At 70.6% G+C, this 9677-nt stretch carries 9 protein-coding genes; 1 reads left to right on the top strand and 8 read right to left on the bottom strand.

All coding sequences use genetic code 11. The features are described 5' to 3' along the window. Positions 1 to 91, top strand: a 91-nt coding sequence (locus tag ACWDYJ_RS23640; protein ID WP_451567589.1) for a transposase, incomplete at its 5' end; no start/stop codon positions are given. A gap of 3 nt (positions 92 to 94) precedes the next feature. Here the strand turns inward: ACWDYJ_RS23640 and ACWDYJ_RS23635 are convergent. The 8 genes from ACWDYJ_RS23635 to upp form a co-directional block, all read right to left on the bottom strand. Continuing rightward, positions 95 to 589, bottom strand: coding sequence for an AfsR/SARP family transcriptional regulator (locus ACWDYJ_RS23635; protein WP_451567583.1), 495 nt, complete (start codon positions 587 to 589; stop codon positions 95 to 97). Continuing rightward, positions 549 to 4403, bottom strand: a complete 3855-nt coding sequence (locus ACWDYJ_RS23630; RefSeq protein WP_451567582.1) for an amino acid adenylation domain-containing protein — start codon at positions 4401 to 4403, stop codon at positions 549 to 551. Before ACWDYJ_RS23630 ends, ACWDYJ_RS23635 begins: the two co-directional genes overlap by 41 nt. A gap of 209 nt (positions 4404 to 4612) precedes the next feature. Next, on the bottom strand, positions 4613 to 5554 hold the full coding sequence (locus ACWDYJ_RS23625) for a ribose-phosphate diphosphokinase (RefSeq protein WP_451567588.1): 942 nt from the start codon (positions 5552 to 5554) through the stop codon (positions 4613 to 4615). Between the two features lie 14 nt (positions 5555 to 5568). Then, entirely contained in the window at positions 5569 to 6675 is a 1107-nt protein-coding gene (locus ACWDYJ_RS23620; RefSeq protein ID WP_451567581.1) for an alkene reductase, read from the bottom strand. Positions 6676 to 6746: 71 nt separating this feature from the next. Next, positions 6747 to 7691, bottom strand: coding sequence for a pseudouridine-5'-phosphate glycosidase (locus ACWDYJ_RS23615; protein ID WP_451567580.1), 945 nt, complete (start codon positions 7689 to 7691; stop codon positions 6747 to 6749). Between the two features lie 10 nt (positions 7692 to 7701). Further along, the gene (locus ACWDYJ_RS23610) at positions 7702 to 7935 is read right to left on the bottom strand and encodes a tautomerase family protein (RefSeq protein WP_451567579.1); all 234 of its coding nucleotides are present in this window, start codon (positions 7933 to 7935) and stop codon (positions 7702 to 7704) included. Between the two features lie 158 nt (positions 7936 to 8093). Beyond that, positions 8094 to 9005 carry an EamA family transporter gene (locus tag ACWDYJ_RS23605; protein WP_451567578.1) on the bottom strand — a complete coding sequence of 304 codons (912 nt, stop codon included), beginning with the start codon at positions 9003 to 9005 and terminating at the stop codon, positions 8094 to 8096. Continuing rightward, complete coding sequence (gene upp, locus ACWDYJ_RS23600) at positions 9002 to 9670, bottom strand: uracil phosphoribosyltransferase (protein ID WP_451567577.1); 669 nt, start codon at positions 9668 to 9670, stop codon at positions 9002 to 9004. Before upp ends, ACWDYJ_RS23605 begins: the two co-directional genes overlap by 4 nt. Positions 9671 to 9677: the final 7 nt, after the last annotated feature.

Raw genomic sequence — 9677 nt, 5'->3', positions numbered from 1 at the left:
CTGGGCGCCCTCGTACTTCGTCGGGTCCTGCGGCGGCGCACCATTGAGCATCGTCAAGGAATACATCGAGAACCAGAAGCGGCCCACCTGACCGTTACCCCGGCGGCGCAGAGAACTCCGGCGCTTCGCGCCTCCGGGCCAAGGATGCGTTTCCCGCCCGGCCTGAAGGCCGGGATTCCCACGCAAGATCAGGGATGGATTCGCGGAGCCGGCCGAGCTGTTCCTCGCACTCGATGCGGATCTCGAACGCCCGGATGCGCAGCTCCTCCAGGTGCACGATGTGACCGGTGAGCACGTCGCCCGCGGGGAAGTTCGACAAGGCGGGCCCGCGCCACAGGTCGAGCGCCCGGCGCACGGTGGCCAGCGCGGTGAGCGGGTCGCCCGCGCTCAGCTCGTGGTGCGACTGTGCGACGAGCCGCTCGAATATCCGCAGGTCGCTCTCGCTCTCGTCGACGTGGATCGAGTAGCCGGGCGGGCTGGTGACGATAGACGGCCGCCCTGCCGGATTTCTCCGGCAGGGCGGCCGCGCTGTGTGGAGCGACCCGCGACTACTCTCCGAGCAGGTAGCGGATGTGCTTGACCAGCTCACCGATGTCGGGGGTGCGCAGCAGGCTGTAGTGGTCGGCGTCGAGGTCGATGACCGTCGGCGGGGTGGCCGAGTACCCGCTGCTGTTCTCGATGAACGAGTAGTCGTCGCCGCGGGCCTTGAAAATGGTCACCGGCGCTTCGAGGGTGCGCTCGGCCAGCTCGCGGAACGAATACTCGAATTCGTACGTCTGGCGCACGACGTCGATGATCCGCGTGGCGAGGTCGACGTCGATTCCCTTGAGTTCGCTGATGAACTCGGCGAAGGACCGCTCGTCCTTTCCGGCCTCGATGCACTTCTCCAGGTCGGGGCCGCCGATGGTGCCGGTGAACACCGAGAAGAGGATGGTCGTGAAGGCCCTGTTGGAGAAGGACGCCTCACGGCCGTACACGGCGCCGTCCGCGGCCCGCACGGCCGGCGAGCCGGGGGCGATCAGGAAGAGGTTCTCCACCGTCTCGCCGGCCTGCTCGAGCTGGTGGGCGGTCTCGAAGGCCACCCGGGCGCCGAAGGAGTAGCCCCACAGGGTGTAGGGGCCGGTCGGCTGGAGTTCCTTGATGGCCTCGATGTCGGCCGCGGCCATCTCACCGATGGTCGCGTACGGGCTCTCGCCCTCGTTGATCCCGTGCGACTGGACCCCGTAGAAGGAGCGGCCGAGGCCGATCTCCGTGGCCAGGGTGCGCAGGTTCATCGGGTAGCCGCCCAGGCCCGGCCAGCACAGCACCGGCCGGGTCCCCGTGCCCTCGGCGTGCAGGCGCACCAGGCGCGAGGACTCCTGCGCGACCTCGCGCTCCAGGCGCCGGGCGAGCTTCTCGACCGTCGGGGACTCCAGGACGCTCTGCAGCGGCAGGGAGACGCCCAGGCGCGCGTTGAGCTCGCGGATGAGGCTGACGGCGATGAGCGAGTTGCCGCCGGACTCGAAGAAGTCGTCCTGGACCGAGACGGTTTCGCGGCGCAGGGACTTGGCCCAGATCTGTGCGATCTCCTTCTCGGTCTCGGTGCGCGGGGCGACGAAGGGGCGCTCCACGAGCTCGGCGTTGACCTGGTCGGAGGCGGCCAGCGCCTTCCCGTCGATCTTGCCGTTGGCGGACAGCGGCAGCCGGTCGAAGACCACGACCCGGTTCGGGATCATGTAGTCCGGCAGGAAGCTGACCAGGTCGTCGCGGATCATCTCCGCCGGACCGCGCATGTGGACGGTGTCCTCGCGCATGCCCTCGTGTCCGAGCTGCTCGTCGCTGACGCGGCCGCCGACGAAGAAGTACGACGGACCGCTCTCGACCCCGGCCGCGTTCAGGACGGCGTCCATCCGGCGGGCAGCGGGCAGCGGGTTGCCGGTCTTGGAGCTGTAGCCCGAAGACATGAAGCCCAGGCCGAGGCCGTTCATCATCAGGTGCTGGAGCTTCTTGCCGAGCGTGACGTAGTGCATCCACTCCTCGGGGGCCCGGCTGACCACGGTGATGCCGAAGCTGGCGGCCTCGTAGACCGACTGGTTGATCGCGATGACGTGCTTCTTCAGGACGCCGTCGTCGGAGAAGCGGCTGAGCCGGCCGTCCTCGTAGCGGTACTGGCCCTCGGGGAGGCCGGTGACCTTCGCGCCGTGCGTCTGGAGGTAGACCTCGGCGTGGTCCTCGCGCTGCCCGGCGTGCGGGACCAGCTCGAAGGTGCCCAGGTAGTAGTCCTCCTCGGGCACCTCCAGGTGCTCGCGGACGGCGGGCTCGTGGGCCAGGTCGCGGATGTCGAGGCCGTAGGCGGGGAGCACCTGCTCGAACAGGCCGACGATGTGCCCGGTCTCGATCTCCAGGACTTCCTGGATGTTGTTCTTGTAGACCGGCTCGATTCCGCTCTTCTTGCCGATGAAGTGGACCTGCGCGACCGGCTTGCCGGTGGCGGCCTTCTCGCCGATGAGGACCAGCTGGTGGCGCACCGGCTGGTAGTAGTAGTAACCGGGCTTGAGACCGGCGACGCCCTCCAGCTCGAAGTACATCTGCGTCGCGTACAGCGCGCCGGGCGAGGCGTAACCGTACTTGGGGAGCAGCCGCTCCTCGCTGAGGTACTGGCCGAACCAGCGCAGGATCTGCCCCAGTTCGGTGGGCGCCAGGTCGGCGGCCTTGCGCGAGTAGGGCGTGCTCACCTTGGCGCCGAGGAGCTTCAGCAGCGCCGCCTCGGTGACCTCGCCGCCCTCGAAGAAGCGGTACGTCTTGCGGGCGAAGACCCGGCTGCGCTGCTCGGGGGTCGGCTGGGCGCCCGGCAGGTCGTAGGCGGTGCGGCCGGCCAGCTCGGAGTCGTCGCGCAGGCCCGGGTTGGACAGCTGCGCCTTGACCTGGAGCTTGCTCTTCTTCGAGGCGTGGTGGGAGCCGTGGTTGCCCTGGTCCATCAGGGCGGCTTCCTTCTCGCTCAGCTCGACGCAGGCGATGAGGTTCTGGAAGCCGGTGCGGCTGTCGTTCTTGACGATGACCGCGGCGTTGCGGACCCAGTCGTGGTTCTCGATCGCCAGGGATATCTCGTCCAGCTCGACGCGGTAGCCGCGCAGCTTGACCTGGTTGTCGGCGCGGCCGGCGAACTGCACCGTGCCGTCCGCGTTCCACTGCGCCAGGTCGCCGGTGCGGTACAGGCGGGTGGGCGCGGCACCCTCGGTGAGCTCGATCTCCAGGAAGCGCTCGGCGGTGAGGTCGGGGCGGTGCAGGTAGCCGCGCGCCAGCTGGACGCCGCCGATGTAGAGCTCGCCGATCTCGCCGATGCCGACGGCCTTCAGGTCCTTGCCGAGGATGTGGTACTCGGTCCCGCGCACCGGGCTGCCGATGGAGACGGACTGCGGTCCCTCCTCCAGGGCGGCCGGGTCGACGGTGTACGCGGAGGAGTTGATGGTGCACTCGGTGGGCCCGTACAGGTTGACCAGGGTGCGGCCGGGGATCTCCTGCGTGGTCTGGAGGGCGAGGTTGCGGGAGAGGGCCTCGCCGCCGCTGAAGATCTGCTGGAGCGAGCCGCACGCGTCGAGCTTCTCGGTGTCGATCAGCGCCTGGAGCAGCGTCGGGACGCACTGGAGCGTGGTCACACCGTGCTTGGCGATGGTCTCGACGAGGCCCTCGGGGTCGGAGTAGACGCCGGGGGCGCCCATGACGACGGTCGCGCCGTTTGCCGGGGAGAGGATCTCCCACTGCGCGGCGTCGAAGCTCATCGGCGTCTTCTGCAGGATGACCTTGCCGCGGTCGATGCCGTGCGTGTCGCGCAGCCAGCCGAGCTGGTTGACGACGCTGCCGTGCTCGATCATCACGCCCTTGGGCCTGCCCGTGCTGCCGGAGGTGTAGATGACGTACGCGAGGCTGTCCGGGCGGGCCGCGCCGCTCTCCGGCGCCTGCTGCGCCTGTCCTGCGGGCCGGACGAACGCGTCCGAGTCGCGCAGCGTGACGATGGCGACGTCCTTGGGGGCCAGCTCCCGCAGCCGGGACACCAGGCGCTGCTGCGCCAGGATGATCCTCGCCCGGCTGTTCTCGATCATGTAGCGCAGCCGGTCCTCGGGGTACTCCGGGGACAGCGGCAGGTAGGCGCCGCCCGCCGAGAGGATGCCCCAGGCGCCGACCATCAGGTCGATCGACGGCTCGACGAAGAGGCCGACGCAGTCGTCCGCCGCGACCCCCAGATGCTTGAGGTAGTCGGCGAGGGCCGAGCTTCTGGACTCCAGCTCCCGGTAGGTGAGTCTCTGGTCCCGGTAGACGACGGCGGTCGCCTCGGGGTGCTCCGCGACCCGCTCGGCGAGCAGGCCGGGCAACGTCTTGGTGCCGCGCAGGGTGGGCTCGAGCACGCTGGTCTCCTGAAGAGTCATGTCCCGCTTCCTTACTTTCCGTTGTGGAACAGCGGGCGTGCTCGGACGCCCGCGCTACCGGGCTCCGGCGTTGCGGCGGGCCCTGCGTGCGACGGCTCGCCGCCGCCCAGGGGCGGCGGCGAGCCGTCAAGGTGCCGAGTCGGCGGCTCGGCGAGGAGGCTTTCCCCGTGCGGACGGACGGGCCCCCGTCGGCCCCTCCGTCCTGGTGGTCACCGGTCCTGGAGCAGCCGGGTGACCGATCCGTTCTCGAAGACCTCACGGGCGGCGCCCGCGATGAGCGGGGCGATGGACAGGACGGTGACCTTGTCCAGTCCGAGGGCCCCGGGCACCGGCAGGGTGTCCGTGAAGACGAACTCGCTGACCCGCGAGTTCTTCAGCCGGTCCGCGGCGGGGCCCGACAGCACCCCGTGCGTGGCCGCCACGATGACGTCCCGCGCCCCGTGGGCGAACAGGGCGTCGGCCGCGGCGCAGATCGTGCCGCCGGTGTCGATCATGTCGTCGACCAGGACGCAGACCCGGTCCCTGACCTCGCCGACCACCTCGTGGGCGGTGACCTGGTGGGCCACGTCCTTGTCGCGCCGCTTGTGGACGATGGCGAGCGGCGCGCCCAGCCGGTCGCACCAGCCGTCCGCCACCCGTACGCGGCCGGCGTCGGGCGAGACGACCGTGATGTGCGCGCGGTCCGCCTTGGAGCCGATGTGGTCCGCGAGGACCGGCATCGCGAACAGGTGGTCCACCGGGCCGTCGAAGAAGCCCTGGATCTGGTCGGCGTGCAGGTCGACCGTCAGGATCCGGTCCGCGCCGGCGGTCTTGAGGAGATCCGCCACCAGCCGGGCCGAGATGGGTTCGCGGCCACTGTGCTTGCGGTCCTGGCGGGCGTATCCGTAGAACGGCAGGATGACCGTGATGCTGCGGGCCGAGGCCCGCTTCAGCGCGTCGATCATGATCAGCTGTTCCATGATCGACTTGTTGATCGGCGCGGTGTGGCTCTGCATGACGAAGCAGTCCGCGCCGCGCACGGAGGCGTGGTAGCGGATGTAGATCTCGCCGTTGGCGAAGTCGATCGCCTTCGTCGGGACCAGCGTCGTGCCCAGTTCGGCCGCGACGGCCTCGGCCAGCTCGGGGTGCGCGCGCCCCGAGAAGAGCAGCATCTTCCCCGAGTCGCTCACGCGGCGCCGGCCACGGCCCCGGCACCGGCTGTGACCTCGGCCAGCGTCGGGTAGTCGGTGTAGCCGCGGTGGTCGCCGCCGTACAGGGTGGTCTCGTCGAGGGTGTTGAACGGGCCGCCGGTGCGCACGCGCTCGGGCAGGTCCGGGTTCGCGAGGAACGCCGCGCCGAAGGCGACCGCGCAGGCGACGCCCGTCTCCAGTGCCTCGGTGGCGACCTCGGCGGTGACCGGGACCATGCCGTTCGGGTGCGGGCACAGGATGATCTTGCCGGTCCACTGGGCGCGCAGGGCCGCCGTCCGGTCGCGGTTGCCGCCCTCCAGGATGTGCAGGAACGCCACTGGCGGAAGGGCCGCGACGAGCGCCTCGTAGAGCGCGGCGGTGTCGCCCTCGACGATGTCGTTGTACGGGTTGGCGGGCGAGATGCGCACGCCGACGCGGTCGGCGCCGACGCGCTCGGACACCGCCTCGATCACCTCGACCGCGAACCGGATGCGGCCGGCGAGGGAGCCGCCGTAGCCGTCGGTGCGGCGGTTGGTGTTGTCCGCCATGAACTGGTGGAGCAGGAAGCCGTTGCCCGCGTGGACCTCGACGCCGTCGAAGCCGGCCTCGATCGCGTTCTGCGCGGCGTCGGCGAAGTCCTTGACGGTCTGCGCGATCTCTTCGACCGTCAGCTCGTGCGGCTCCGGGTAGGCCATCGGGCCCTCGGGGCCGAAGCACTGGCCGCCCGCGGTGACGGGGGACGGCGCGACGGACCGGTGACCGCTCGGGTACAGCGAGGGGTGGCCGATGCGTCCGGTGTGCATGAGCTGGGCCACGATCGTGCCGCCGGCGCGGTGCACGGCGTCGGTGACCGGCTTCCACGACTCGACCTGCTCCGGCGTGTGCAGACCGGGGCTGTTCATGAAGCCCTGGCCCACCACGTTGGGCTGGACGCCCTCGGTGATGATGAGGCCGGCGCCCGCCCGCTGGCCGTAGTAGGTGGCCATCAGGTCGGTGGCCAGGCCGTCGGTGGTGGCGCGGTTGCGGGACATCGGGGCCATGACCAGGCGGTTGCTCAGGGCCAGCTTCCCCATGGTGAGCGGCTCGAACAGCTTCTCGGACATGCGTTTTCTCCAGACGGGGTCAATGCGTGGTGCGAACGTGGACGGGAACGCGCGCCGCGCGGGCGCGGGGGTCAGCGGCCCGCGCGCTCGGCGAGGTGGCTCGCGTGCGCGACGGCCAGACGGCCGGCCGCCTCGGCGCAGGAGGCGAGGACGGCCATGTTGGCCCGCGCGGAGCGGCCGTCGGTGGCCGCGTCGACGGCCCGCATCAGGTACTTCGTGATGCCCTGGCCGGAGACCCCGTCACGGGTGGCCTCGGCGACGGCGGCCCGGATGGCCGTGTCGACCTCGGCGGAGTCGATGGCGTCCTCCTCCCGGACCGGGGTGGTGATCAGGAAGGAGCTGTTGTTGCCCAGCGCCCAGTGGGCCTCGATCGCGCGGGCGATGACCTGCTCGTCGTCCAGGCGGTGGGGCGCCCGGTGGCCGCTCGTACGGCAGTAGAAGGCGGGGAAGTCGTCCGAGCGGTAGGCGACGACGGGGACGCACTGGGTCTCCAGGTACTCCAGCGTCAGACCGAGGTCGAGGATCATTTTCGCGCCCGCGCAGACGACGGCGACCTTGGAGCGGGTGAACTGGATCAGGTCCGAGGACACGTCCCAGGTGTCCTGGGCGCCCCGGTGCACGCCGCCGATACCGGCGGACGAGAAGAACGCGATCCCCGCGAGCTCGGCCGCGACGACGGAGGACGCCACGGTGGTGGCGCCGAGGCCGCCCCGGGCCAGGACGACGGGCATGTCCCGGCTGGACACCTTGGGGATGTCCGGCAGGGAGGCGAACCGCTCGATGTCGGCGTCCGACATGCCGACGCGGATCTCTCCGGCCTCGATGCAGATCGTCGCGGGCACCGCGCCGCCGGCCCGTACGGCGTCCTCCACCTTGCGGGCGGTGGCCGCGTTGTCCGGGTACGGCAGTCCGTGGGTGATGACGTTGCTCTCGAGGGCGACGACGGCCGCGCCGTCGTGGAGGGCCTCGCGGACCTCCTCGGTGTAGACGACGGGGATGCCGCTGCTTGCGCTCATCGGGGCTCTCTCAACTCTCGTTCCAATAGCCGGGCGGCTTCAGCAGCAGATCCCGGCGGGCCGCAATCTCGGCGAGGACCTGGATGTCCCAGTCCTGCGATGTGACGGGCTCCAGGGAGATCGAGACGGTGTCCTCGCCGGTCGCGAAGGTCTTCGTCACGGCGGCGGTGACCGCCTCGTCGATCGCCTTGAGCTGCTCCGCCGTGAAGTTCCTCGGGTAGTGCCTGACGTGGATGTGGGGCACGGACTCGGTCCTCTCACGGTCGTCGTCGCGTCGTGTCTGTGGGGGGGGTGGGTGGGTGGCACACCGCGGACGGGGGAGGCCGCGGTGTGCCACCACCGCTCCCCGCCCTCGCCCGGGGGGACGGGGGGCCGGGCGGGGAGTCTTGGGGCGGGAGTCCGTCAGACCTCGGCGGGTTCCCGGGGGTTCGCGGCGGCCGGCTCGCGCTTGCGTCGGCCGGGCCGGGGCTGGGCCAGGACCACCGCCGCGACGACGGTCAGGGCGCCGAGGATCTGGAGCGGCGAGAGCGCCTGGTCCAGGACGAAGTAGCCGAGCAGGGTGGCCGCCAGCGGCGAGGCGAAGCTCAGGAAGGAGACGGCCAGGGCGGGCAGCCGCTCCACGCCGCGGAACCAGATCATGTAGGCGAACAGGGCCCCGATGACGCCGAGATAGGCGAAGCCCCAGAGGTTCTCGCCGGTGAGCTCGCTGGGCAGGCCTTCGCCGATCAGCACGACCGGGAGCAGGACCAGGCCGCCGACGGTGAGCTGCCAGCCCGTGAAGGTCAGCAGGCCCACGCCCTCGGGACGCCCCCAGCGCTTGGTCAGCACGATGCCGGAGGCCATGCTGACCGCGCCCAGCAGGCCGGCCACGACACCGGTCGTGTTCAGAGCGGCGGTCGGCTGGAGGACCAGCAGGGCCACACCGGCGGCGCCGAGCACACAGGCGACCACGTGGATCTGCTTGATCTTGTCCTTCAGTAGCAGGGACGACAGCAGCAGCACCAGCATCGGCTGGATGGACATCACCAGCGCGGCGACACCGCCCGGGAGGTGGTACGCCGCCACGAAGAGCAGGTAGAAGAAGGCGCCGATGTTCAGCACGCCGAGCACCAGCGCGCGGCCCCACCAGATGCCGCGCGGCAGCGTTCGGCCGATGAGCAGGAGCACCAGGCCGGCGGGCAGGGCCCGCAGCATGGCGGCCAGCAACGGCCGGTCCTCCGGCAGGAACTCGGTGGTGACGAGGTAGGTCGAACCCCAGACCGCCGGTGCGAGCGCCGTGAGCGCGGAGTCCGTCAGCGCGCGGCTGCTCCTCATCGGACCACGGCACAGTCGGTCGTGCCGAAGAAGCGGTCCCCGAAGTCGCCGATGCCGGGGATCATGAACGCGTTCTCGTTGAGGCGCTCCTCGACCGACGAGGTGACGATCTTGACCGCCGGGTGCTTGGCGTGGACCGCGGCGATGCCCTCGGGCGCGGCGAGGAAGTTGACGAAGACGATGTTCTCCTCGCGCACGCCGGCGCCCCGCAGCACGCCGATCGCGGCGTTGGCGCTCCCGCCGGTGGCGAGCATCGGCTCCAGGAGCAGGACGTGCCGGTCGGCGATGTCGTCCGGCAGGTTCTGGTAGAGGAGGTGCGGGAGCTTGGTGGTGTTGTCCCGCTGGATGAGGACCTTGCCCACGGGGATGGCCGGTACGACGGCGCGCAGCTCGTCCACCATCGAGTCCCCGGCCCGGATCACGGGCACGGCGCACAGCTTCGACGCGAACTTCAGTCCGTCGTAGGTCTCGCCGACCGGCGTCACGACCTCATGCTTGTCGAACGGCAGCTGGTCGAGCGCCGATTCGAGGAGGAGGCGGATGATCCGCCGGGAGTAGAACACGAAGTCGGCCCGCGACGCTCCGCGGTCCCGGATGATCGTGTGCATGGCCCGCAGCTGGTCGGTCTGCGGCAGCGGGTGGACGTTGTGGTGGCCGGTCGCCATGAGAACC

The organism is Streptomyces sp. NPDC003042 (genome assembly GCF_053591315.1).
Note: the sequence above shows the minus strand (reverse complement) of the source record. Positions and strands in the feature narration are given on the sequence as shown.

Coding starts and splice junctions, on each gene's coding strand:
- ACWDYJ_RS23630 (WP_451567582.1), bottom strand. CDS start 4,403: ATGACTCTTCAGGAGACCAGCGTGCTCGAGCCCACCCTGCGCGGCACC.
- ACWDYJ_RS23625 (WP_451567588.1), bottom strand. CDS start 5,554: ATGCTGCTCTTCTCGGGGCGCGCGCACCCCGAGCTGGCCGAGGCCGTC.
- upp (WP_451567577.1), bottom strand. CDS start 9,670: ATGGCGACCGGCCACCACAACGTCCACCCGCTGCCGCAGACCGACCAG.
- ACWDYJ_RS23605 (WP_451567578.1), bottom strand. CDS start 9,005: ATGAGGAGCAGCCGCGCGCTGACGGACTCCGCGCTCACGGCGCTCGCA.
- ACWDYJ_RS23620 (WP_451567581.1), bottom strand. CDS start 6,675: ATGTCCGAGAAGCTGTTCGAGCCGCTCACCATGGGGAAGCTGGCCCTG.
- ACWDYJ_RS23615 (WP_451567580.1), bottom strand. CDS start 7,691: ATGAGCGCAAGCAGCGGCATCCCCGTCGTCTACACCGAGGAGGTCCGC.